This is a genomic window from Nannocystis bainbridge, from assembly GCF_028368995.1.
Classification (GTDB): Bacteria; Myxococcota_A; Polyangia; order Nannocystales; family Nannocystaceae; genus Nannocystis; species Nannocystis bainbridge.
In genome coordinates, this window is record NZ_JAQNDL010000002.1 from 1,079,459 (window position 1) to 1,102,738 (window position 23,280).

Annotated in this window: 23 protein-coding genes and 1 tRNA gene; 15 read left to right on the top strand and 9 right to left on the bottom strand. The window is 70.3% G+C overall.

What is annotated here, in order from left to right; genetic code table 11:
- Nucleotides 1-19: 19 nt before the first annotated feature.
- From POL25_RS21920 to POL25_RS21930, 3 genes are read right to left on the bottom strand one after another with little or no spacing between them, the layout of a single operon-like run.
- Nucleotides 20-382 (bottom strand): PilZ domain-containing protein, encoded by a 363-nt coding sequence (locus tag POL25_RS21920; RefSeq protein ID WP_272088084.1) that lies wholly within the window; start codon nt 380-382, stop codon nt 20-22.
- A gap of 14 nt (nt 383-396) precedes the next feature.
- Entirely contained in the window at nt 397-984 is a 588-nt protein-coding gene (locus tag POL25_RS21925; RefSeq protein ID WP_272088085.1) for a hypothetical protein, read from the bottom strand.
- Nucleotides 981-1,724, bottom strand: coding sequence for a hypothetical protein (locus tag POL25_RS21930; RefSeq protein ID WP_272088086.1), 744 nt, complete (start codon nt 1,722-1,724; stop codon nt 981-983). The genes POL25_RS21925 and POL25_RS21930 overlap by 4 nt, the downstream gene beginning before the upstream one ends.
- A gap of 114 nt (nt 1,725-1,838) precedes the next feature.
- On the opposite strand from POL25_RS21930, the gene POL25_RS21935 reads away from it, so the two are divergent.
- The 5 genes from POL25_RS21935 to POL25_RS21955 all read left to right on the top strand — a co-directional run bounded on the left by POL25_RS21935 (nt 1,839) and on the right by POL25_RS21955 (nt 6,268).
- Nucleotides 1,839-2,747, top strand: coding sequence for a ComEC/Rec2 family competence protein (locus POL25_RS21935; RefSeq protein ID WP_272088087.1), 909 nt, complete (start codon nt 1,839-1,841; stop codon nt 2,745-2,747).
- Nucleotides 2,748-2,823: 76 nt separating this feature from the next.
- Nucleotides 2,824-3,369, top strand: coding sequence for a hypothetical protein (locus POL25_RS21940; RefSeq protein WP_272088088.1), 546 nt, complete (start codon nt 2,824-2,826; stop codon nt 3,367-3,369).
- A 2-nt stretch (nt 3,370-3,371) separates the two neighbouring features.
- Nucleotides 3,372-4,151, top strand: coding sequence for an MlaE family ABC transporter permease (locus POL25_RS21945; RefSeq protein WP_272088089.1), 780 nt, complete (start codon nt 3,372-3,374; stop codon nt 4,149-4,151).
- Nucleotides 4,152-4,157: 6 nt separating this feature from the next.
- Nucleotides 4,158-4,916 (top strand): ABC transporter ATP-binding protein, encoded by a 759-nt coding sequence (locus POL25_RS21950; protein ID WP_272088090.1) that lies wholly within the window; start codon nt 4,158-4,160, stop codon nt 4,914-4,916.
- On the top strand, nt 4,916-6,268 hold the full coding sequence (locus POL25_RS21955) for an MlaD family protein (RefSeq protein ID WP_272088091.1): 1,353 nt from the start codon (nt 4,916-4,918) through the stop codon (nt 6,266-6,268). The genes POL25_RS21950 and POL25_RS21955 overlap by 1 nt, the downstream gene beginning before the upstream one ends.
- A 213-nt stretch (nt 6,269-6,481) precedes the next feature.
- On the opposite strand, the gene POL25_RS21960 is transcribed toward POL25_RS21955, so the two are convergent.
- Both POL25_RS21960 and POL25_RS21965 read right to left on the bottom strand, forming a co-directional pair.
- Nucleotides 6,482-7,324 carry an alpha/beta fold hydrolase gene (locus POL25_RS21960; protein ID WP_272088092.1) on the bottom strand — a complete coding sequence of 281 codons (843 nt, stop codon included), beginning with the start codon at nt 7,322-7,324 and terminating at the stop codon, nt 6,482-6,484.
- Between the two features lie 79 nt (nt 7,325-7,403).
- Nucleotides 7,404-7,613, bottom strand: coding sequence for a TIGR04563 family protein (locus POL25_RS21965; RefSeq protein WP_096334150.1), 210 nt, complete (start codon nt 7,611-7,613; stop codon nt 7,404-7,406).
- Nucleotides 7,614-7,669: 56 nt separating this feature from the next.
- On the opposite strand from POL25_RS21965, the gene POL25_RS21970 reads away from it, so the two are divergent.
- From POL25_RS21970 to POL25_RS21985, 4 genes are all read left to right on the top strand, one after another.
- On the top strand, nt 7,670-8,578 hold the full coding sequence (locus POL25_RS21970; RefSeq protein ID WP_272088093.1) for a TetR/AcrR family transcriptional regulator: 909 nt from the start codon (nt 7,670-7,672) through the stop codon (nt 8,576-8,578).
- 116 nt (nt 8,579-8,694) lie between these two features.
- On the top strand, nt 8,695-9,069 hold the full coding sequence (locus tag POL25_RS21975) for a TraR/DksA family transcriptional regulator (RefSeq protein WP_267689369.1): 375 nt from the start codon (nt 8,695-8,697) through the stop codon (nt 9,067-9,069).
- Nucleotides 9,070-9,078: 9 nt separating this feature from the next.
- Nucleotides 9,079-9,954: a prolipoprotein diacylglyceryl transferase gene (locus POL25_RS21980; protein WP_272088094.1), complete on the top strand. Its 876-nt coding sequence runs from the start codon at nt 9,079-9,081 to the stop codon at nt 9,952-9,954.
- Nucleotides 9,936-10,604 (top strand): alpha/beta hydrolase family protein, encoded by a 669-nt coding sequence (locus tag POL25_RS21985; RefSeq protein ID WP_272088095.1) that lies wholly within the window; start codon nt 9,936-9,938, stop codon nt 10,602-10,604. The genes POL25_RS21980 and POL25_RS21985 overlap by 19 nt, the downstream gene beginning before the upstream one ends.
- 73 nt (nt 10,605-10,677) lie before the next feature.
- Here the strand turns inward: POL25_RS21985 and POL25_RS21990 are convergent, their stop codons facing one another.
- Complete coding sequence (locus tag POL25_RS21990; RefSeq protein ID WP_272088096.1) at nt 10,678-11,709, bottom strand: hypothetical protein; 1,032 nt, start codon at nt 11,707-11,709, stop codon at nt 10,678-10,680.
- Between POL25_RS21990 and POL25_RS21995 the strand changes: the two genes are divergently transcribed.
- The 3 genes from POL25_RS21995 to POL25_RS22005 all read left to right on the top strand — a co-directional run bounded on the left by POL25_RS21995 (nt 11,708) and on the right by POL25_RS22005 (nt 12,799).
- Nucleotides 11,708-11,989: a hypothetical protein gene (locus POL25_RS21995; RefSeq protein WP_272088097.1), complete on the top strand. Its 282-nt coding sequence runs from the start codon at nt 11,708-11,710 to the stop codon at nt 11,987-11,989. The two genes, POL25_RS21990 and POL25_RS21995, sit on opposite strands and share 2 nt — an antisense overlap.
- 275 nt (nt 11,990-12,264) lie before the next feature.
- Entirely contained in the window at nt 12,265-12,597 is a 333-nt protein-coding gene (locus tag POL25_RS22000) for a helix-turn-helix domain-containing protein (RefSeq protein WP_272088098.1), read from the top strand.
- Between the two features lie 130 nt (nt 12,598-12,727).
- Nucleotides 12,728-12,799: transfer RNA gene (locus POL25_RS22005), tRNA-Val, on the top strand.
- A gap of 231 nt (nt 12,800-13,030) precedes the next feature.
- On the opposite strand, the gene POL25_RS44455 is transcribed toward POL25_RS22005, so the two are convergent.
- Nucleotides 13,031-13,336 (bottom strand): ribosomal protein L7/L12, encoded by a 306-nt coding sequence (locus tag POL25_RS44455; protein ID WP_272088099.1) that lies wholly within the window; start codon nt 13,334-13,336, stop codon nt 13,031-13,033.
- A 216-nt stretch (nt 13,337-13,552) separates the two neighbouring features.
- On the opposite strand from POL25_RS44455, the gene POL25_RS22015 reads away from it, so the two are divergent.
- From POL25_RS22015 to POL25_RS22025, 3 genes are all read left to right on the top strand, one after another.
- Nucleotides 13,553-14,212 (top strand): hypothetical protein, encoded by a 660-nt coding sequence (locus tag POL25_RS22015; protein WP_272088100.1) that lies wholly within the window; start codon nt 13,553-13,555, stop codon nt 14,210-14,212.
- 158 nt (nt 14,213-14,370) lie between these two features.
- Complete coding sequence (locus tag POL25_RS22020; protein ID WP_272088101.1) at nt 14,371-15,072, top strand: hypothetical protein; 702 nt, start codon at nt 14,371-14,373, stop codon at nt 15,070-15,072.
- A gap of 715 nt (nt 15,073-15,787) precedes the next feature.
- The gene (locus tag POL25_RS22025; protein WP_272088102.1) at nt 15,788-19,552 is read left to right on the top strand and encodes a hypothetical protein; all 3,765 of its coding nucleotides are present in this window, start codon (nt 15,788-15,790) and stop codon (nt 19,550-19,552) included.
- 853 nt (nt 19,553-20,405) lie between these two features.
- Here POL25_RS22025 and POL25_RS22030 read toward each other — a convergent pair.
- Nucleotides 20,406-21,671: a 30S ribosomal protein S1 gene (locus POL25_RS22030; protein ID WP_272088103.1), complete on the bottom strand. Its 1,266-nt coding sequence runs from the start codon at nt 21,669-21,671 to the stop codon at nt 20,406-20,408.
- A 90-nt stretch (nt 21,672-21,761) separates the two neighbouring features.
- The gene (locus tag POL25_RS22035; RefSeq protein WP_272088104.1) at nt 21,762-23,174 is read right to left on the bottom strand and encodes a serine/threonine-protein kinase; all 1,413 of its coding nucleotides are present in this window, start codon (nt 23,172-23,174) and stop codon (nt 21,762-21,764) included.
- Nucleotides 23,175-23,280 lie beyond the last annotated feature (106 nt).

The window sequence follows — 23,280 nt, forward strand, 5'->3', positions numbered from 1 at the left end:
GCGTGGGCGCGCCGGGCGATCAGTTGGCAGCCGGCGTCGGCAGGTTGATCTGGCCGAACAGGATCTTGAGCAGCACATCGAACCGCTGCCACACGTCGGGCGTCGGCTGCGAGAACGCGACCCCGACCTGGTACTTCCCCTCGGTCGGGGTCAACCACAGCACCTGCCCGAGCAGCGGCAGAGGCTCGCTCATGCCCCACTCGAAGACGAGCCGCAGGTGCGCGGTGACGTTGATGCCCGCGCCGACCGGATCGCCGATGACGCAGCACAGGCCCGCCTCGGTGATGTCCCGGATCCGCCCGGAGATCCGCGAGCGACCGGTGTCGAGCTCGACGGCGAGGTCACAGACAAAGCGATCGTTGGCGGGCCGCGCGGCGCTCACGACCGCGGAGCTTATCAGAAGCGAAGGCCGGTGAGGCCGGTCAGCACGGCCTCGATCTCCGCCACCCGCACCCGCCGACCGATCGCCTCCTGACCGTCGCGGGCCGGGAGCAGGGCGATCTCGAGCAACAGTTGCTGCCGCTCGAAGTAGAGCTGGGTGACCGCCACCAGCACCCGTTCGCGCTCGGCCGCCGCGTCGAGGACCGCCCGGGCCGCCCGCAGCTCGTCGGGGTTGAAGACGAGACGGCCGAGATCCCAGGTCGCCCGGACCCTCGCCCCGCGCCCGGCCCCGAGGTCCTGCTTCAGCGCGTCGGCCGTGCCCGCGGCCTGGTCGAGCTGGTAGTCGCGGTCGATCGTCTGATCGTACTCGCCCTGCACGCTCGGCAGCGCGGCCGCGGCCCTGGCCCGGGCCAGCAGTCGCCGACCGCTCTTCGGCCCGAGCGCCAGCCGCTGCGTCACTGCCTGCTGGACCTCCGCGATCGTCGGTCGCGCGGGCAGGGCCGCCAGCGCGCGCTCGAGCGCCGCCGGCTCGGGCACCGGCGCGGGCGGAGGCGCCGGCGCGAACAACAACGCCGAGAGGAGGAGTGAACCGAGCACACTCATCGGACCTCTCCTCCGCACACGATCGCCGCGAGGGCGTCGCGCTCCTGGGCGGCCAGGGGCCCGCGGCTGCGCGTCGGCGGGAGGTCGCGCAGCTGCGGGCGACGGGCAGCGTGCAGCTCGTTCCACGCGAGCTGACGCCCGACCCACCGCGCCGGATCGAACGCGACCCCGAGGCTGGCGATGATGGAGGTGCTGGTGGTCGCCTCGGTCGCCGGGCCGACGCCGCGACGCGCCTGGGCCCGCAGCTCGACGCTCACGAAGAGATCGAGGCCGCTCGGGCGCCGCGACCGGGGCAGCGCCGGGCCGCGGACGCACTGACCCGCGGGCAACGGGCAAGGGGAGGGCATCCAGGCCCACGCTCCGTGAGCGTGGGTCGGGACGTGTCCGCTGGGGCTGCACTCGATCGCGGCCAGGCGTTCACGCGGATCGATCGATGCGTCGACGGGTTGCAGCGATGGTTCGCCGCGAATCAGCAGGAAGGTCGCGTCGTCGGCCCCGCGCACCACCGCGGTGGCGGCATCGAGGAACGCGGCCCGGGCATCGCGCGGATCGGGCGAACCGGGCGGAAGATCGACGCGCTGCCAGCAGGCAGCGTCGGGAGGGCCGCGACGGCTGCCGTCGTCCCAGCAGATCCACAGGGCCGAGTGGACCGCGCCGAGCCAGGCCCGCGGGGCAGCGCTGCCGCCGTGCAGCAGGAGCGGCGGCGGCTCGAGGGCGCCAGGCGGCGCGAACAACAACAAGAGAGCGAGGACAGGGGTCACACGGTGAGGTCGTTCGCCGCGGGCTCGCTCTTGCACCGCCGCGAAAAAAAATCGGCGCTGCAAAATTTCGGCGGCTGCGAACGACCTCTCCCTGTGCACCCCGTCTGCCTCTCGCTGTCGCTCCTCTTCGCCGCCCCACTCGCGCCGATCGATGTCGGCCCCGGCCTCGCGCCGCCGCCTCCGGGTCCCGGCTTCCACTTCATCGACGCCGGCCAGGGCTCGTCGCTCCTGGTGGTCGGCCGCGAGGGTCAGGTCGTGATCGTCGACGCCGGCCCGCCCGCGGCGAGCGAGCCGATCCTCGCCGCTCTGGCCGCGCACGAGCTCGCGGCCGTCGATCTCTGGCTGTTCTCCCACTTCGACAACGACCACATCGGCGGCTTCGTCCGCGCGCTCGCAGGGCCCGACAACCTCCCCGGTACGGACGACGATCTCGAGCTGCGCGAGCGCTGGGATCGCGGCCTCGAGGACCGACCCGACACGCCCGCGGCCATCCTTTACGAGGCAGCCGCTGCGCCTCGGCAGACCGCGCGCGCTGGGGACCGCTGGGACGCGCCAGGCCTGTCGGTCCGCGTCGTCGACGCGGCTTCGCCGCCCGAGCGCGCGGCCGAAAACGAGCGAGGCCTCGCCCTGTGCATCGAAGTGGAGGACCTGAGGCTCCTCGCTCCAGGCGATCTCCCGTTCTTGCAGGTCGAGGCTGCTGCAAGGGCATGCGGGCCCGTCGACGTACTGTGGACCAGCCATCACGGGAGCCGCTCCGGGATCTCTCAGGCCGTTTTGGCCGCAGCGATGCCCTCGCTGGTCGTCATCTCGGCCGGCGGCGACAATTCCTACTGTCACCCGCACCTCGAGACCCTGTCTTTGCTCCATTCCCACGCCGTGTGGGTGACAGACCTCGCCGGAGCGTCGCCGCACGGTCCCTGTCCGGGCCTGGCGGCCGTTTGGGGCCCCGAACATCGCGTCGCGCTGGCCGACGTATGGTTGCCGGCGGGCGGGGCCGACTGACCTCTGGGCCATGGATGGGCCTGCTCCGGCGCGCTGTGGTGCTGGCTCGGCATACGCTGTTACACTGGCGCCGCCCGTGCGGCCCTCCAGCTCCCCCCAGGTCCTTCTCGGCGTCGCCCTCGTCTCCATCGTGGCCACGGGGTGCAGCGGTTGGGTCGGCTACGGCAACACTTACTACAAGCGTCGCGAGACGTCGGTCGCCCACGAAGCCACGTACAGCTTCGGCAACCCCGGCTCGGCCTGGCGCCCGCTCTCGCAAAAGGGCACCCAGGTCGCGTGGTACAATGATGGGCTCGACGCCGTCATCGTGCTCGACAGCCAGTGCGAGATGCACGGCGACAGCTCGCTCGAGCAGTTCACCGACCACTTGCGCATCGATTTTCGTGAGTGGGAGGTGCTGTCGCAGGACAAGGTCAGCCTGGTCCAGCGCGACGCGGTCCACACCGTCGTGATCGCCTCCATCGACGGGGTCGTGAAGACCCAGATGGAGATCTACGTGGTCAAGAAAGACGGCTGTCTGTTCGACCTCGAGTACCTCGCGCCGCCGCGCAGCTTCGAGAGCGGACGCGGCGATTTCGCCAAGGTCGTCAAAGACTTTACCTTCCCGACCCGGGGCGGGTGAGCGTGCGCAGACCGTTCGAATACATCGGTGAAGCGATCCGCGGCGGCCTGGACTGGGCGGGCGGCATCTCGCTCCTGCTGGGGCGGTCGCTCATCCGCGGCGTGCAGCGGCCGTGGGGCATCTACGACGTCTTCTCGCAGATCGTCGCCCTCGGCATCCGCAGCCTCCCGCTCTCGACCCTGATGGGCGTGTTCGTCGGCATGGCGCTGACGTGGCAGTTCGGCGAGGCGTTGATGAGCTTCGGCGCCAAGAATGCCGTCGGGTCCGCGGCCGCGCTCGCGCTCGTACGCGAGCTGGTGCCGACGCTGATGGCGCTCACGATCGGCGCCAAGATCGCGACTGGCGTCACCGCCGAGCTCGGGTCGATGAAGGTCTCGGAGCAGATCGACGCCATCGCCTCGCTCGGCGCCGACCCGATCAAGAAGCTGGTGTGGCCGCGCCTCGTCGCCTCGACGGTCACGCTGCCGCTGCTCAACATCTACGGCAACGTGCTCGCGCTGATCGGCGGCGCCTTGATCGCCGACGTCGTGTTCGACGTCCCGGCCGAGTACTTCTACGAGACGTACATCGACGAGCTGTACCCGATGGACTACATCTCGGGCCTCGTAAAGTCGTTCACGTTCGGCCTGCTGGTCGGCCTCATCGGCTGCTACCAGGGCTTTCAGACCAAGTTCGGCACCGAGGCCGTCGGCATCTCGACCACCAACACCGTGGTCGCCACCAGCGTGGCGATCATCGTGTTCGACTTCGTGCTGACGACGATCTTCCTGCCGGTCGGATAGTTCGCCATGGCGCCGATCATCGAGCTCCGCAACGTCTACAAGCGCTTCGGCGACAACGTCATCTACGAGGACATGAGCTTCGCCGTCGAGGCCGGCGAGACCTTCACGATCATCGGCGGCAGCGGCATGGGCAAGAGCGTGTGCCTCAAGCTGATGATCGGCCTCTTGCCCTACGAGGCGGGCCACGTGCTCTACCGCGGCAAGGAGGTCGGCGAGATGGACGCCGAGAACCTCCGCGAGCTGCGGCGCAACGTGGCGATGGTGTTCCAGGGCGGCGCGCTGTTCGACTCCATGAGCGTGTTCGACAACGTCACCTACGCGCTGCGCGAGCACACCAAGATGTCGGACCAGGAGATGCTCGAGCGCGCGCGCGAGTGCCTCGACATGGTGGGTCTCGGCTACGACAAGGAGATCCTCTACCGGATGCCCGCCAGCCTCAGCGGCGGCATGCGCAAGCGCGCCGCGCTCGCGCGCTCGATCGCCATCAAGCCCGAGGTGATCTTGTACGATGAGCCGACGACCGGCCTCGACCCGGCCAACATCGAGCGCATCGGCCACATGATCCGCAAGCTGCAGAAAGAGCTCGGCGTGACCAGCATCGTCGTGACCCACGACATGCCGATCGCGTGGAACTGCTCGAACCGCGTGGCGATGTTGTGGCAGCGGAAGTTCCCGTACATCGGCACGCCGGCGGAGATCCAGGCCAACCCGGCGCCCGAGGTCCACGAGTTCATCAACGGCATCTATCACGAGGACCAGGACTGATGGCCAACCGCAAGAACGAAGCCCGCCTCAACCTGATCGTCGGCATGTTCGTGCTCGGCCTCGGCGCCGCCGGGGTGCTGTCGATCTTCATCATCGGCCAGGGCAAGGGCACCTGGAAGGAGAAGGGCCTCGTCTACGCCGACTTCCGCCAGGTCTCGGGCCTCAAGAAGGGCAGCCCGGTCCAGCTCGAGGGCATCGAGATCGGGGTGGTGCAGGACCGCGAGTTCGTCGAGCTCGAGTACCCCTGCAACCCGCTGACCGAGGACCGCGGCCGGTTCGGCCAGGAGCGCACCGATGACTGCGACCGCACGATGTTCTGCGCGCCGGAGGGCAAGTGCGCCGAGCTCGAGGCGTACTCCTTCAACAAGGATCTCCACCCGCCGTGCGAGGAGGACTCGCAGTGCAGTGAGACCGAGGTGTGCGTCACGCAGGAGTTCCGCCGCCGCTACCGCCGGGTGTCGTGGACCGGCAACACGGGCGTGTGCGACGGCTTCACGACCGACCACAAGCGCATCCGCGTGACCCTCAGCGTGTTCGCCGACAGCCTGCGGCACATCCGCGAGGACAGCCGCGCGACGGTGTCGCAGAACGGCCTGCTCGGCGACCAACTGGTCCAGATCTCGGTCGGCCGCGGCGCGCCGATCCCCTCCGGCGGCCGGATCCAGACCACGCCGTCGCTCATCGAGGAGCTCGACAACGTCAAGGAGCGCGTCGACGGCGTGTTCGGCAAGGTCGAGGAGACGATCGGCGGCATCGCCGAGCTCGCGTCGGCGATGGGCGACGAGAAGACCATCCGCAACGTCCAGGGCCTGCTCGCCAACGTCAACGAGGTGTCGCGCCAGATCGCCGAGGGCAAGGGCCTCGTCGGCGCGCTGCTCAACGACGACCAGTACGTGCGCGACTTCGGGGCGACGCTCCGCAGCGTCCGCGACACCGCGCAGAACCTCAACGGCTTCGTCGCCAAGGCCAAGAGCAGCATGACGAAGATCGACGACAACCTGCAGCCGCTGGTCGACGACGGCCGCAAGGTGATGTCGGACGTGTCGACGGTCATCAAGGACCTCAAGGACCCGAACAACCGCAGCTTGCTCGCCAAGGTCGTCTACGACCCGAAGGGCGAGATGGTGAAGGACCTCGAGGAGACGCTCGACAACGTCAGCAAGGTCGTCTCTACCATCGAGAAGGGCGACGGCACGCTCGGCAAGCTGCTCAAGGACCCCAAGGCGTACGACGACCTGGTGAAGATCCTCGGCAACATCGAGCGCAACAACACCATCAAGAAGCTGGTCCGCTTCGTCGTCGAGAAGGACGAGGCCGCCAGCTCGGCCGCGCCCACCGCCAAGCCGAAGTGAGCCCGGGTGCGCCCGCGTAGGGCGCCGGTGACGTGCTCCGAAGCCTATGCGCTCGGGGGCATGTCTGCGAGGACATGCCGGGACCACGGGCCGCGCTCGGTCGACTCTCGCAGGATCATGCCCCTGAGGTCATGCCCCTGAGGTCATGTCCCTGAGGTCATGTCCCTGAGGTCATGCCCCTGAGGTCATGTCCCCGAGGTCATGTCCCTGAGGTCATGTCCTTGAGGACAGCGAGGGCCGGACCGTGTGGTCGATGAACGCGGCGATCTCGTCGGCGATCTCGAGCGGGTACTCGGCCGGGAGCGCGTGCGTGGCGGCCGGGTAGACCTTCCACTGCGCGCGCGGGATCTGGGCTACCAGGGCTCGCATCGTCGCCAGCGGGACGAAGTTGTCGCGCGCTCCGGCGACCACCAGCGTCGGCACGGCGATCGTGGGCAGGACGTCGGCGGCGCTGTGGCGCTGGGCCTCGTCGACGACCGCGAGGAACAGCTCGGGGTTCATCGCCGCGATGCCGCGCATGTAGAGCTCGAGGTCGGCGACCTCGATGCGCTCGGCGTTGACCTGGCCGCTGCGCAGGCTGATCTCGCGCGAGAGCGGCGAGGGCAGCCACTTACGCCAGGTCCGGGTCGTCACGTCGCGGGCGATCCGGGTGGCCGCGAGGGCCAGCGGAAGCAGGCGGCGGAAGTTCTGCGTGCCCTGGAAGCTGTCGAGCACGCGGCCGCTGGGGCCGGCCAACGAGAGCAGGCCGGCCACGCGTTCGCGGTGCCGTCGGTACAGCTCCAGCGCGACCGGGAACCCCATGGAAAAGCCCACCGCGACCACCGGGCCGATGCCCAGGTGGTCGCACGCGGCCGCAGCGTCGTCGGCCAGCGTGGGGATGCTGAGCCGCCACGGCCGCGGTGGGTCGGGGGATTGGCCGTGGCCGCGATAGTGCATGAGCGCAACGCGCCGCCCTTCACTGAGGAGCGGCACGATGCGTTCGAAGGCCCAACCTGCGCAGCCGAGGCCGTCCAGGATGAGGATCGCGGGAGGTGGGGCGTCCTTGGGGCCGCTCACGAAAAGCCGAACCGAGGCTCCATCGTCGCGCCGGAGGCGAAGCGTGAGCGGCCCGGCCGCCAAGGGGTCGGGGGCGCGGTTATTCGTTCCGCCCGCGCTCGTCATCCGGGGCGTCATCCGCGAGTTCGTTGACGCTGGGGTACTTCATGATGTCCTTGCGGGCGATCTTCCAGGCCTTCTGGACGATCCAAGAAAGCGAGCGGTCCTGGCGGTTAGCCTCCTCCTGGATCTCCTTTAACATCTGTTCGGGGAAATAGAGTGACTGCTTGCGCTTGTCCGAGCTAGCCATGCCGATGTGGTCTCCGCTGGTGAAAATCGCGGAATTTAGGGTAGGCTTCGCGGCGTTTGGCTGTCAACCGCGAGCATGACGCCGACCACGGCGCGCCGGGGCTGGAAGAGGGGACAAATCCAGGGGCGGAAGGCGCACTCGCCGCCGGGGATCCGCGCGTTTTCGGGCGCCTGCGACCGGTCGCGGGCCGACCGGACTCGAGCGTGGAAGAGGCCTCCGGCGGCGAGGCCGAGAGTGGCACGGATGGGCGTTCTGCACGTGCGCAAGCGCGGCGGGAGCAGCGACGCGGGCTCATCCTGGCGGCCGCCACTCAGGTGTTCAAAGAGAAGGGCTACCACGCGACGTCGGTCGGCGACATCATCGATGGCGCCCGGATCGCGCGTGGCACTTTCTATCTGTATTTCACCAGCAAGCGCGAGATCTTCGCCGCTCTCTCGGCGGGGTTTTTGGCGGTCATTCGTGGCAGCGTCCGCAAGATCTCGCTCGACCCGAACGAGGGCGAACCGCTGGCCCAGATGCGGGCCAACTTTCGCCGTGTGATCCACACCGTGCTTCAGCACGAAGATCTCGCGACGATCGTGCTCCGCGACGACGCGCTCGATGCCGAGGCGCGAGCCCAACTCGATCTCTTCTACGAGCAGGTGATCGGTCTGATCGGACAGGCGGTCCGCGTGGGTAGCCGCCTCGGGATCGCGCGCGAGTGCGACGAGACGATCATCGCCGTCAGCGCTCTCGGGGCTCTGAAAGAGATCCTCACCCGCATGCTCGCGGGACGGCGCGCGACGTCGACCGCGGTTCCTGCGCCCGGGGCCGAAGCGAGCGAGCCCGCGGCCGTCACGGGTGGTCCAGACGAGACCGCAGTGGCCTCCGAAGTGACGCCCGCGCCCTTCGCCGATCCGGATCGGCTCGCTGACGAACTCTTGCGCTTCTTTGTCCGCGGGGTGTTTACCCAGGACACTCGCTAAGCTACCCTGCCGCCCCAATTTCGCAGTCCGCCCTGGACAACCTGCGAAGCCGGGCGCCACACTGCCTCACCGGGGATCTCTTCGGTGCGCACCCCATAGAGGACGGAGTCGTCACGATGGCCTTGACGAAAGCTCAGAACGAGAAATTCCGCGCGATGCTGCTCGAGCGGAGGAACGCCCTCATCAGTCAGGCGCAGCGTACGCTCGAGAGCGACATGGTGTTGTCGCCCGACGATCGCTTCGACGAGGTCGACCAAGCGTCCAGCGAATACATGCAGGCGTTCAGCTTCCGCCTGCGCGGGCGCGAGAAGTTCTTGATGGAGAAGATCGACCTCGCGCTCCGCAAGATCGACCAGAACACCTACGGGACCTGCGAGGAGTGCGAGGAGCCGATCTCGCTCAAGCGCCTGCAAGCACGGCCGGAGACCCCGCTGTGCATTCAGTGTAAAGAGGCGCAAGAGAAGGAAGAAGCGGTCTACGCCGAAGAGTGATTCGCGACGATGGCGCCCGAGCTGTTCACTCTCCCGGGCCTCGGGTGGGCCATCACGTCCTACGGACTCGCGGTCGCCGTCGCGCTGGTGACCGCGTGGCTGGTGTCGCTGCTGCTGGCCCGCCGCGACAAGCTGCCCCCCGAGGTCCTCGGCACCGTATTCGTGCTGTCGGCCATCGCTGGGCTGCTCGCCGCGCGCGCCGGTCATCTGCTGCAGCAGGGGCAAGGGCTCGAGCTGTCGCACCTGCGCTCGCTGCCGGCCGGCGGCCTGGCGGTGTTCGGCGGGCTGTTCGCGGCGCTGGCGGTGGCAACGATCGGTTGTCGGCGCTTCCAGGTGCCGACGCTGGCGTGGCTCGACTGCTGGGCTCCGGCCGTCGCGCTCGGCGGGGTGATCGAGCGGGTCGGGGCGTTCTTCGCCGGGGCTGATTTCGGCATGTACGTCGGGCCAGGTGACTTGGGACATGGCCTCGGGGTCACGTACCCCGCCGGCTCACCGGCGTTCCTGCTGCACACGGCGGCGTTCCCTGGGCTGCCCGGGCTCACCGAGACGACGTCGGCGCCGGTGCACCCGGTCCAGCTGTACCTGGCGGCCACCTGCGTGGTGGCGGCGGGCGCGGGCTTCTTGTTGCGCCGGTTCCGTCGCTTCTCGGGCCAGCCGCTCCTCGCGGTCGCGGCGGTGTTCCTGCTCGGCCGCGCGGTGGTGTTCGAGCCGCTGCGCTTCGACGCGTCGCCGCTGACGCTCGGGCCGCTCCGGCTGCAACAGGTGTCGGGGCTCGGGCTGCTGCTGGCGGTCGCGGTCGCGTGGTGGATGCTGTCCGCCCGCGCGGCGGCGCAACCGAAGCTGGCGCGCCAGTGGGAGGGGGGCCCGTGGACGCCTCGCGCGTGATCCGTCCGCCGCCGATCCCGGTAGTGGTGATCCACGGGGCCCTGCGTTCGCGCGTGGGCCTGTGGCCGGTGGTCCGCTACCTGGAGAACCGCGGCTTTCAGGCGGCCGCCTTCGGCTACGCGACCCGCACCGACAGCCTCGAGCGCCACGCGGAGCGGCTCGAGCAGTTCCTCACCACCTGGCTCGAAGGCCAGAAGGTGCCGACGCTCGGGATCCTGACCCACAGCATGGGCGGGCTGGTCGCGCGGGCGTACCTGGCCCGGCCGGGAGCGGCCGAGCAGGCGCACCGGCAACGCGTCGCCATGTTGGCGCCGCCGAACCAGGGAGCGGCGCTGGCGGCCCGGCTGCGGGGCTTCAAGCCGTTTCGCTGGCTGTACGGCGCGGCGGCCGAGGTGCTGCAACCCGATCGCGCGGCCATGCTGCCGCCGCCGCCCACGAGCGCCCAGGTGCTGATCCTGGCCGGCGGCAAGCGCAAGGGCGAGCGCGGCTACTCGCGCTGGATCGCCGGCAACAACGACGGCCTGGTCGGCGTGGCCGAGACGGCGCTGCCGGGGATCGATCCGGAGCTGATCGGCGGGGCCCACAGCGTGCTGCAGTGGCGCCCCTCGGTGCTGGCCCGGGCTGCGGAGTTCCTGGCCGCGAACGAGTGAGCCACGACCTGTCGCGGAGGACATGCCTCTCCGGACATGTCCTGAGGGGCATGGAACACCGGAGCTCGCCGCGTCACATCGGCAGCGGCGGGGCGCAGGTCGAGACGCCGGCGCCGACGATCCGGACCGGGGCCTGGGTGAGCAGGGTGAGCGCCTGGTCGCTGTCGTCGCTGTTGTCGAAGTCGAGGTGCCAGACCTCGCTGTTGGTGACGAAAGCGCCGGTGGAGGTGAAGAGGTAGAAGTCGCCGCCCCACCAGGCGAACGCGAACGCGCTCTCGCTCTTGAGACCGGGCAGCGGCAGCACGTCGATCACGGCGCCGGTGTCCTTGTCGTACTCGGTGAGGATCGAGGGCGCTAAGCCCTGGAACGCGAACAGCCGGCCGGTGCCGGTGCCGGTGAGCTCGCCCCAGGCGTAGTCGATGCCGGCGATCGTCGAGAGGACGAGGGACTGCGGATCGATGACGCCGAGCGCTCCCACGTCGGGGCCCTGGAGGTCGGGCGAGATGCCGGAGTGGGCGTAGAGCTTGTCGCACGGGTCGTTCAGGCTGTTGGCGACGAAGGCCATGCCGAACTGCGGGAACATCGGGTTGTCGGGGGTGAACCCGGGATCGAGGCACTTCACGGGGTCGCTGGCGTCGTTGAGGTCGACGGTATAGAGGTCGCCGTTCCAGTACTGAATCCAGGCGCGGCCCTTGCGACTGACGCCCATCGAATAGGTGTCGACCATGCCGCCGCAGTGGATGTCGGCGATAAAGGCGAACTCGCCCGACTTCGGATCGAAGCTCCACAGCGAGCCGACATCGGAGAGGACGTACACGAGCTCGGTGCCCTCGGCGCACGGACAGCCGACCTCGGGCTCGTTGTCGGCGCCGGTCATCTCGATGCCGGTGGTGGTCGGCTGGTCGCCGCTGTCCCAGCCGCTGCCGCCCGGACCCCCGGTTCCGCCGTCGGTCGCGGAGACGAAGCCGTTGGCGTCGTTGCCGTCACCGTCGCCGTCGTCGTCGTCGTCGAAGTCGCCATCGTCGTCGCCGCCGAACAGAGGGAAGGGACAGGCAGGGAGGAGCGAGACGGTGACGAGGAGCCCAAGAAGGCGGACGCTGCGCATGATGTCGACGATAGCGAAGATCGCGGTGCGGGCCCGTAATCGGCCGTCTGGGGCCGCCTGGCGGCGGTTCTCGCGGGCCCGGGTCCGACGGCGGTCCGCCAGCGCCCGCGCGCGTACGACCGCCGGCCGCGGGGCCGTGATCGCCGACGCGCGCGCGTCACCTGTCCCAAGAGATCGGCCCGCTCCGCGCGTCTCGATCGGCGACGCCGTGCATGGCGAAGATCCGGGCGTCACCCCCGCCTGTGCCAAGGGCCAGGTGAAGATCGGCCTCCGCATGTGACCCATGGCACCTGGCCTCAAGACCCTGGCGCTTGGGGCATGCCTGAAGGTTCCGGTGCGCGGCCGGGCGCTGGCGCCGGTCCCGAAGGACAGGTCCCAGAGGTCCTGTCGCTGGGGCCGGGTTCCCCCATGAGTTATCTCCATTCGGTGACTGTTCTAAGGGCCAGGAATCATGTGTCATCGTCTGACTCTCCCAATCCACCACCAATGAGCGACGGGACCATGGACGAAAACGAAGTTGCACAAGAGATCGGCAAGCGCATTCGCCAATGGCGAATGAATACGCCGCCTCCGAAGACGCGCCGCAAGCGGCAGAACGAGACGGGCTGGCGCCCGCACATGACGATCGAGGAGCTTGCGAAGGCCACCGGCCTGACGGTCACCACCGTCAACAAGCTCGAGCTCGGCTACAAGGCGCCGCGGATCGAGTCGCTGCTGCTGCTCTCGCAGGCCTTCGGGTGCGATCCCAGCGAGCTCCTGCCGAAGACGAAGCACCGCAACACCGGCAAGTCCGAGCTGCTCAACGAGCTGTCCGCGGCGGCGACGCAGCTGGGCGCCAAGCAACTCCGCGAGCTCATCAAGCAGGCCCGCGGGATGGAGCCGGGCTGAAGGCCCGCCCGGTGGCCGCGGTCCGCACCGCGGCCGCCACCCGTCCGTCCGGTCGAGAACCGGCGAGACTCTCGATGTGGGGGCTTGCGGCCGGGAGCGAGGAAGGCTATAAGGCGCCTCCACCCGCTGCGGGCGCGTAACTCAGCGGTAGAGTGCCACCTTCACACGGTGGAAGCCATAGGTTCGATCCCTATCGCGCCCATAAGACAATCAGCCAAGTTCATGGCCCCGAGAGCCGCCGCAAGGCGGCTCTCGTCGTTTGGTCGCTCGATCATCCGGAGTGAGTGACGCGATCGCCGCGCGATGGGGAACCGCGAGGTGCTGACAGTGCGCTCGCCGGTGTGGCGCGGACGAGAGGCGAGCGTGGTCCGGGGATGCGCGTGGGAATCGCGCGAGTCCGGGGCGAGAGGCAGGAGCGCCGGAGGGCCAGACGTCAGCGACGGCGCTCGCGTGCCTCGGCGCGCGCGTCGATCGCGTCCTTCGCTTCCTTGAGGCCGACGCCGTGGACCTCGCGGAAGCGCTTGATCGCCTCGATCTTCTGATCGTCGCGCAACAGTCGGTCGAGCTCGGCCTCGAATGCCGACAGCGCCGGTCTGGACGCCTGGGTGAACTCCCAGCGCAGAGCTTCGACCGCGGCGCGGGCGGCCAGCAGGGTGCCGCCGTGGCGAGCGCGATGGCGGCGAATGGCCTCGATGGTCGCGCCGTGGCGGACGAGCTCGCGGATGTCGGCGTCGGTCACCCGTCGATCCTACGCGGGTCGCCGGCGACGGAGGAGGAAAACCACGGCGAGGCCCACGGGCGCGGCCGCGAGGACCAGCCACGGCCAGCGCGGGCGCGCGGGCGCAGGCTCGGGGATCGCGATCGGCTGCGCCGCCGGCTTCGATGCGGCTCCGGGCTCCGGGGTCGAGGTGGTCGCGAGTTCGGGTCGGCGGATGGTCAGCGCGGATCTGCGCCGGTGCGCCACGAAATCGAGCTCGGGGACACCTGGCTGAGAGGACATGTCCTGAAAGACAACATGGCCGAGGAGCCGGTGGCCGGGGGCGAGGCGGCCGAGCAGCGGGAGGCGGAGGGTGAAGGCGTCGAGCGGGCCGGGGCAGGCGAAGCCGACCGCGACGGAGAGGCCGTCCTCCTCGACGAAGCTGATCTTCTCGACGGTGCCGGGGCAGGCGGCGGTGTCGCGGAAGATGTGGATGCCCGTGAGGACCTGCTCGCTGAGCAATGTCTCGACGGACAGGAGCTCGAGCTCGTCGAGCTGCCCGCTGCGATCGGCGTCGGCGCCTGGCACGAGCTCGACGATCTCGGGACGGGCGAACACCAGCTCGGCGGTGATGCGCGCCCCGGCGACCCGGAGCTCGGCACGCGAGAGGCCGCGCTCGTGTGCGTGCGCGAGGGCGGGGGCGGCGATGCCGACGATTACGACGGAGATGGTTCGGAGGAGGCGCGCGATTCCAGGGGCGAGCGTGGTGCGGAGGCGGCAGGGGCTCGATCGCTCGCGCTCGTGGGATGCTGGGGAGATGCGAGCTCGGTGGTTTCGGCCGGTGCGAGCGAGCCCGCGAGCGCGGCGCTCGGGAGCGTCGCGGAGGCGAACCGGCGCGCCGATACCTTCGACCTGTGACCCCCGGGCTGCCTTGATAGCGCCGACGTTGCCGAGGTGTTCCTGCAGCAGGCGACGGAGGCGGCCGGGGCGAGCGAGCACGAGGCCATGGGACGCGAGCGACGGCGACCGTGCAAGCGGGACTTTCGCGGTCGGGCAGGGCCCGCTAGCCTGTGCGGGTGACCGACGAGCCGCTGAGCTTGACCAAGGTGACGGCGTCGATCGGCGGAGCGCTGCTCGCCGCGTCGTTCTTCCTGCCGCTGGTGGACATGCGGGCCGGCGGCTCGGCGGCGGGAGACGTGTTCGGGGTGGAGTCGATGCGCCGCCAGATCGAGGGCTCGCGCGAGTTCGAGAGCGTGAAGCCGCTGATCGCTCCGGCGCTTCAGCAGCTCGAGGCGTTCGGCGCGGGGCCAAGCCTGCGCAACCTCTCGCGCCTGGTCGTGGCGACGAAGGAGATCGTCGACACGGTGGTGGCCACCGGGCTGGCGCCGGCCGAGGCGAAGGTGGCCTCGACGGCGCTCGGCGCGACGCGGCTGCTCTTATGGTTGGTGCCGCTGGTGGGGGCGGTGCAAGCGGTGCTGCCGCTGCTGACGCGCTTTCGCGGCTACGCCGGCTTCTTCGGCCTGCTGGCGCGGTTCGGCTTCGGCCTGGTGTTCGTGACGCTGGCCCTGATCCCGCTGCTCGGGGCCCCGGGCGCGCGCCCGTTCCTCGGGCTCGCGGTCTATGCGGCCCTGTTCGGGGGCGGGCTGATGATGGCGAGCGGCATGTTGGGAGTGAGCCGCGGCAACTTCTTGCTGGTGTTCGCGGCCCAGGCCGGGGTGCTGGCGGCGGTGGTGTTCGGGCTGCGGGCGCTGGTCGAGGCCGGTCAGCGCGCGCTGTGAGTCCGAAGGTCTCGGGGACATGTCGAAAAGGGCATGTCTCCGGGGGCATGGTCGATCGGGCATGTCCTCGGGGACAGCAGTATGGAGAGCTGGTGATCGCCGGATGCTGCGGTCTCTTGCAGTGGTGGTCGCGGGTAAGTGTTTGGTGATGGCACGTGCATGCGGGCGCCTGGGTCGGCGTGAAGGCGCTCGCGGGGAAGAACTGCGGGATCGCGGCGCTGACGGGGGCAACTTCGTCCGTCGTTCGAGCGGCGCTCCGACCGATGGATCGGCGTCGCGCCGATCTCGAAGATGGACCGCCGAGGTCGTGTGGGATGGTGACCGCGAGTCCGCACAGGTAGTCGGCGCTCAGGTGCTCGCCGATCTGCGCCCGGGTGGACGATGCGGCGTCGTGTCGAGGAGAAGATGGATCGGGCTCGCGCCGATTGGATGCCGAGGCCGGGGGCGCGCAGGCTGGAGCGAGCGAGCGGCGGCATGTGGGTGTGCGGCCCGGGTCGGCAGTTCGCGCCAGTGGCTGCGCAGCCGGGAGGTCGAGGGCGTGCGCGGTCCGGTGGGCGGATTCCCTGGCGAGGACGCGAAAGGGCTGTGGGCGAGCTCGGCGAGGCGTGTATGGCGCCGGGCTGGTGCGTGACCCCGCCGGTGAGGACGAGCCCGCGGGTGGCCGCGTCGGCAGGCTAGCACCGGGGCGTGGCGTGCGGGCATACTCGCAGGCGCGTTGACCGATCCCACGAAGGCCGCCGAATCCGATGCGCAGGGGCTGCGCGATGCGTTTCACCAGCACTTCGGCGTCGTGCGAGCCGCCGCCCGTCTGTTCGGGATCCCGTCGTCGTTGCTCGACGACGTGGCCCTGCAGACGTTCGTGATGGCCCACGGGCGCGGCGAGGACTTGCAGCAGCTGGCGATCGCCCGCTCGCGGCTGGTCACGCTGACGCGGCGAGTGGCCGAGTGGTACCGCGAGGAGATGCCGCCGGCGACCGTCGACGTGCCGGTCGAATTTCCCGGTTCGGATGTGCTGGCGCGGTTTGTCGGGGGTCTGGCGCCGCAGGCCCGCGAGGTGTTCGTGCTGGCGGAGCTCGGCGGTCTGCGGGTCCCCGAGATCTCGGCAGAGCTCGGAGTCGGCTTCGAGGCGGCGCGAGCCCAGGTGGTCGAACTGGTGCGGGACTTCGCGGCGGCGACGGCTGCGGCCGGCGCCGAAGAGGTGCTTCACGACCTGGTGCGCGTGCTCGATCCGCCGCCTGTCCAGCGCGAGCTGCAGTTCGCGGCGCTGGAGGCCCGGCTGGCGCCGCGGTCGCTGACGCCGGAGGGGGCCGAGCCGGCGCATTCGCAGTGGATCATGCCGATCAGCCTCCGGCGAGCCTCGAGCGGGGCGATGCAGGCGGCAGAGCCGGCCGCGGAGGCAGGTGCTTCGGGACAGGTCGGCCCGCTGGCCGCGGGGACTAATGCTTCGGGACAGGTGGCGGTCGAGGGCTCGCTGGCCGCGGGGACAGGTGCTTCGGGACAGGTCGGCTCGCTGGCCGCGGGGACAGGTGCTTCGGGACAGGTCGACTCGCTGGCCGCGGGGACAGGCCCTTCGGGACATGTCGTCGGGGGGGCCGGTGCTTCAGGCGATATCCTCGGCTTGAGCCCGGGAGGGCTGGTGGGCGGGGCCGGCGGGACGCCGGGCGGGGCCGGTGCGGAGGCCCAGGATGGTGCTCCGGCAGGATCGGGCGCGAGTGGACAGCTGGCCGGAGGGACAGGTGCGGCGCCGGGGTTGGCACCGCCTCCGCCGATCGGCGGGCAGGGAGTTCAGGGCGCGGAGGTCAATAGCGGGTCCGTGCTGGCCGCGCTCGCGCAGATGACCGAAGGGACAGGTGCCGTCGGGCACGGCCAGGGTCTGCCGCCTGGGGGCGGGCCGATGGCCGCCGGCCCAGGGGGGGCGCCGGCCGGAGTCGGTGCGGTTGCGCAAAACCCCGCGTGGCCTGCTCCGGGCGCGAGTGGTCAGGTAGCAGGAGGGACAGGTGGGGCGCCCGCCTGGGGACCGCCGCCCGGGCTCGGGGGTAGCGGGCAGAGTGCTGGTTCGCCGGGTGCTGCCGCTCCGGGTGGGGCGAGTGGGCAGATGGCCGGAGGGACAGGTGGTGCGCCTGCCTGGGGTCCGCCGCCCGGGGTCGCCGGGAGTTCGCAGAATGCTGGCTGGCCGGCTCCGCCCGGATCGGGAACTCCGGCGAGTGGGCAGATGGCCGGAGGGACAGGCGGTGCGCCTGCCTGGGGTCCGCCGCCTGGGGTCGTCGGGAATCCGCAGAATGCTGGTTGGCCGGCTCCGCCCGGACCGGGGACTCCGGCGAGTGGGCAGATGGCCGGAGGGACAGGTGGTGCGCCTGCCTGGGGTCCGCCGCCAGGGATTGGCGGCAGTCCGCAGAATTCTGGTTGGCCGGCGTCGCCGCCAGGCGTGGGCGGGGCGGTCGCGGGTTTGTTGCCGCCCGGTCCGGGGGGACAGGGCCCTGCGGGGAGCTGGCCTGCGCCTCAAGGCAACGGTCCGGCCGCGGCGCCTGCGGTGAGCGGGCCTTTGGCCGGAGGCCCGGGTGCGGTTTCGGGGTTGCCGGGCGTCGGTGAGCCGCCGCTCGGTTCAGGGCCAGTATCGCCAGTTTCTCCCGCTCCCGGAGCCTGGGGACCGCCGCCGGGGGGGTTGCCGACCGGCGCGGCGCCCGGGAGTTCGGGTGCAGCGCCCGCGCCTGGGCAGGGCAGTCCGGTTTTGGGAGCGACGGCGCCGATCTTCGGTGGTTTGCTCGCGGGTTCCGGGGTGCCGTCAATGCCTGTCGGGACAGGTCCTTCGGGCCAGATGGCCGGGCCGGGGATGGCTCCGGAGGCAGGTCCCTTGGGACATGCGCCGACCGGGTTCCAGCCGCCGGCCGGACCGGGGATGGCTCCGGGGACAGGTCCTTTGGGGCATGTGCCGACCGGGTTCCAGCCGCTGGCCGGACCGGCGATGGCTCCGGGGACAGGTCCTTTGGGGCATGTGCCGGCGGGGCCGCAACCCGCGCTGGCGCCGGCCGGGAACTCAGGGGTGGAGCAGGGTGGGGTGATGTCCCCGGGGACAGGTCCCTGGGGACAGGTTCCCTCGGGGCCGCAACCAGCGTTGCCGCTGGCGGGGCATTCGGAGCAGGGTGGAGTGATGGCCCCGGGGAGAGGTCCCTGGGGACAGGCTCCTCCGGGGCCGCAACCAGCGCTGCAGCCGGCTGGGCATTCGGGCGCGGAGCAGGGGCAGATGGCGCCTGGGACAGGTCCCTGGGGACAGGCTCCTGCGGGGCCGCAGCCGGCGCTTCCGCCCGGACAGGCGGCGGGGATGGCTCCCGGGACAGGTCCTTGGGGACATCCAGCGGGGTCGCAACCGGCGTCTGAACCGGCGGCGGGGACCGGACCTTGGGGACATCCCGCGGGGCCGCAGGTGGCGCTGCCGCCGGCGGGGCATTCGGGCGCGGAGCCGGGGAGTGGGATGGCCCCGGGGACAGGTCCCTGGGGACATGCTCCCTCGGCGCCGCAGGCGGCGCTGCCACCGGGACAGGGTGCTGGCATGGCTCCGGGGACAGGTCCCTGGGGACAGGTGCCGCCCGGACCGGCGCCTGGGGCGGCGTGGGGGCCGCCCGGTCCGGTCCCGGCGCCTGGGCGCCAAGCTGCCCCGCCGAAGCGGTCGGGCTCGATCGTCGCCGACCTCGACGTACCCGAGCGCGACCTCAATGAACGTCCGCGGCGGCTCGTGCCCGGATCGATGGCGCTCGTGCTGGTTTGCTTGCTGGTGCTCGGGATCGCCGGGGGCGGCGGATACCTCGCCTGGGAGCGGTCGCAGGCGCAGCCGACGCTCGAACCGACGGTCGAGCCCGAGGCCGTGACGCTGCCGCCGGTCGAAGGGCCCGAGGCCGCGCCCGTGCCGGTCGATCCCGCCGTGCCGGGGGCGACGACGTCGACTCCGACGGGCACGTCGCCGGGCGCGACACCCGGCACGACGCCGACCACGTCACCGGGCACGACGCCGGGCAAGACGGATCCGGCGCCGACGAAGACGGGCACGACGCCGACGACCAAGCCTCCGAAGACGAAGTCCGAGTCCGGCAGCTCCACGCCGAAGAAGCCGCCGGCCGAGAAGACGGGCTCGAGCTCGAAGACGGGCTCGGGCGGCACCAAGAAGGCCGATCCGGCCGAGGAGCTGGCCAAGCGCAAGGACCAGGCGGACGCGGCAGATCCGGGGCGCGTGCTGGTCGAGCTCGAGTATCTCAGCGCGATCGACAAGGCGCTCAAGGCCGGCAACTGGGCCCAGGCGCTGGCCTACATCGATCAGCACGACAAGGAGCTGCCGGGCGGGCAGTTGGTCGACAAGTTCGACGAGCGGCGGATCCGGGCGCTGTGCGGGATGGGTCGGGCGAGCGAGGCGCAGGCCAAGGTGACGCAGATCCTGGCCAAGCGCCCGAGCTCGAAGGTGAAGACGGCCCTGGCCGAGTCCTGCAAATGAGCGCACCCGGGACGCGAGGGGCAGCTCGCCGCGCTCGCGTCCCGATGGTGGTCGGTGGGCATGGGCGTGATATGTCTTTCGGGACATGTCCGTTCGGACTTGTGAAGTCCGAGCAATGGTGGCAACGGATATTGTCCCGAAGGACATGTCCTTGAGGATATGTGCACGCCCGGCGAACTCGCGAGATGGACATTGTGTCCGGGCCGCTGAGACTGGCTGGAATGCTCCGCTCGTTGCGATGGCGAGGACAATCTCCAAAGATGTCCTGAAGGACAGGCCACTCGAGATCGTTGCAACGATTGCCGGCTGCCCGGCGCGCTCGGTGCCAGGGGAAACGCGGCCTCATTCTGCCCCGCGGGCGCCTGCAGGGCCCGTAGCCCGAGCAAAGCCTTGGCCCGCGCAGGCTGCCTCGCATGGGACGCCGTGCTCGACCAGCGCGAGCAAGGTCGGCAGACCGGCCACCGACAGGGGGGCGGCCGTCCTGGCCGAGGTGACGCGGCGTGACCTGGGGAGCCCAAGGTCGGCTTCGACGCGCTCACGGCCGACAGGGGGGCGGCCGTCCTGGCCGCGGTGACGCGGCGTGACCTGGGGAGCCCAAGGTCGGCTTCGACGCGCTCACGGCCGATGGGGGACGGCTCCGCTACGCCGCGATCGAGGCCAGGTTTGCGCCGTCTCGCATCTCGTCGCGCCTCACGATGCGCGCAGGCATGAAGTCGGATGAAGCTGCTGTCACAGCCCAGGGCGTGACGGCTCGATCAGCTTTCATGGTGTCGGCGTCGGCGGTCGCCGCTGCCTCGAAAGACAAAAATCGGAGCCGCGCGGACGCGGCTCCGATTGCGTGAGGCGGCAGCTCTCAGGCGCGGCGGCGGGTGGCGGCCGGCTTGGCGTCGCTCGGATTGTCGCGGCTCTGGGCCGGCTTGGCGTCGGGCAGCTTGCCCTGGAGGTCCTTCATCAGGTCGCCGAGGCTACCGAGGCCCTTGCTGCCGCCGGCGCCCTTCTTGGCCTCCTTGGCGAAGGTCTTGTAGGCGGTGCGCTCTTCGGCCGCCGCGACGCCCTGGATGCTGAAGCGGAGCTTGCCCTCGCCGCCGCCGCGGCCGAGCATCACGACTTCGACGTCCTTGCCGACGGGGAAGGCGCGCCGCGGATCGGCGTTGGGCGGCAGGCCGAGCTCGCTGAGCGGCACCAGGCCGCGACCGGCCTCGGTGTCGACGAACACGCCGAAGTTGGTGACCTGGCCGACCTTGCCCGCCAGCACCTGCTCGGTAGCGGCGGAGGTGGTGGGCTCGCTCGTCTGATCGGCCGACTTCATCGACAGGCTGATCTTGAGGTCGGTCGGGCTGGTGCCGCGCGGCTCGACGGCCAGCACGCGCACCTTGACCGACTCGCCGATCTTGATCACGTCGTCGATCTTGTCGACGCGGCCGTGGCCGAGCTCGGAGATGTGGATCATGCCCTCGATGCCGCCGAGGTCGACGAAGGCGCCGTAGGGCTGGATCGTCTGGACGATGCCCTCGAGCTCGGCGCCGACGACGAGGCGCTCGCGCACCGCCTTGGCCTGGTTCTCGCGCTCGTCCTTGAGGACGGCCTTGCGCGAGACGATGACCGAGCGGCCGCCGTCGCGGATCTCGATGACCTTGAAGAACTGCTTGGTGCCGACGAAGCGCTCGAGGTCCTGGGCGAAGCCGAGGTCGACCTGCGAGGCGGGGCAGAACGCGCGCACGCTGCCGAGCTCGACCTCGAGGCCGGCCTTGACGGCCTTGGTGACGGTGGCCTCGACGGGCACGCCGCTCTGCAGCGCGAGGTCCAGCGACTGCGTGTCGATGCCGCCCCTGCCGATGGCGACGACCAGCTGGATGCCGCCCGACACGGACGCGACCGTGGCGCGCAGCTTGTCGCCGATCTTGACCTTGAGGTTGCCTTCTTTGTCGAGGAGCTGGGCGCGTTCGATCCGCCCCTCGCTCTTGGCACCGATGTCGAGGAACACGCTGTCGGCACCGATCTCGACCACCGGACCCTCGACGAGCTGTCCGGGGCGCACGCGCTTGCTCAGCCTGGCGCGCGTCTGCGCACCCTGGGCTTCAAACATCGCGGCGAAGTCTTCATCTTGCTGCTGGGCCATGGGGGGCCAAGCTTGGCAAAGCCGACCTCGCGGGACAAGTGCCGGGGCCTCACAAGACGGCGGCTTCGGGGCGCGCCGTGAGCCACGCACCTAGCCGGGGCGCTTCTTGCCGGGCGACTTGACCTCGAGCACCGGCGAGATGGGCTTGAGGTCGGGGAACGGCGGCAAACCATCGGTGACGGTCATCGGGCGCCAGTTTTGGACCACGTCGATGTAGCCGTCCATCGTCAGCCGGATCTCGTGGGTGCGGTTGTCGCCGACCGGGACGGTGATCTCACACGGCGACTTGCACTGGAAGGCGCCGTCGACGGAGACGCTGGCGCCCTCGATGTTGGCCTTGATGGTGGCGCGGTTCTTCGGCAGGCCCTCCGAGCCGACCGGTTGCGGCGCCTTGGCCTCGACCGGGGCCGGGGTGTCGTCGCCTGCGCGTCCGTCGCCGCCGAAGATCAACGCGATCCCCGCCAGCAACACGGCGACGGCGACGCCGATGGCGATAAACAGGCTGCGGTTGGACTCCTGGTTGGGCATCGCGCCGGTCGGCTGGACCCGCTGCGGGGTGCCGACGGCGGCGAACGGCCCGGTGTGCTGGTTGCTCAGCTCGGGGATGTGGACGACGCGGCCCTCTTCGGCGGCGCGCACGGCCCCGATCGTCTGACCGATGAGCTCGGCGAAGCGACCGGCGCTCTGGATCCGCTTGGTGCGGTCCTTGCGGAGCGCGAGCTGCAGCAGCTTGGCGGTGAACTGCGAGCCGTTGCGCGGGGTCGGGACCTTGGCGCGCACGTGCTTGAGCATCGTCGCCATCGGGCTCTCGGCCGAGAACGGCGGCTTGCCCTCGATCATCTCGTAGAGGATGCAGCCGAGCGAATAGATGTCGGTGCGGTGATCGAGGTCCGTCCCGTTGCATTGCTCGGGGGACATGTACTGCGGCGTGCCGAACACCTCACCGGCGCGGGTGAGCCGCATGGCGTCGACGCCACCGGCGATGCCGAAGTCGAGGACCTTGACCACGGTGCTGACGCCGACGGTCTCGATGAAGATGTTGTCGGGCTTGAGGTCGCGGTGGAAGATGCCGTTCTCATGAGCCTCGCTGAGGCTCTCGGCGATCTGCTTGGCGAACTGCAGCGCCTGCAGCTCGGGGATCTTGCTCTGCTCGAGCCGCTCGCACAGGCTGGTGCCGGTCAGCAGCTCCATCACCATATAAGGCCGGCCGTCCTCGCACTCACCGTGCTCGAACACGCGGATGGTGGAGGGGTGGCGCAGCTGGGCGGTGACCTCGAGCTCGCGGCGGAAGCGGATGATGAACTTGTTGTCGGTGAGGCACTCGCGGCGGACCAGCTTGATCGCTACCTTGCGATCGACGCGGTGGTCGTGGGCCTCGAACACGACGCCCATGCCGCCCTCGCCGATGACGCCGAGGAGCTCGTAGCGGCCGTTGATGACGCGGCCGACGTCTTCGTTGAAAGTGACCTCGAGCGTCGACGAAGACGCGGCGCTGTTGGCCATCTCGCTCTTGTTTAGCGAGGTGTTCGCGGGGCGGCTCTTCGGAATGGGGGGCATTCGTCGACTGACTCGGGAGTGTATCGCCTCGGCGGCCACGCCACCATCGGCG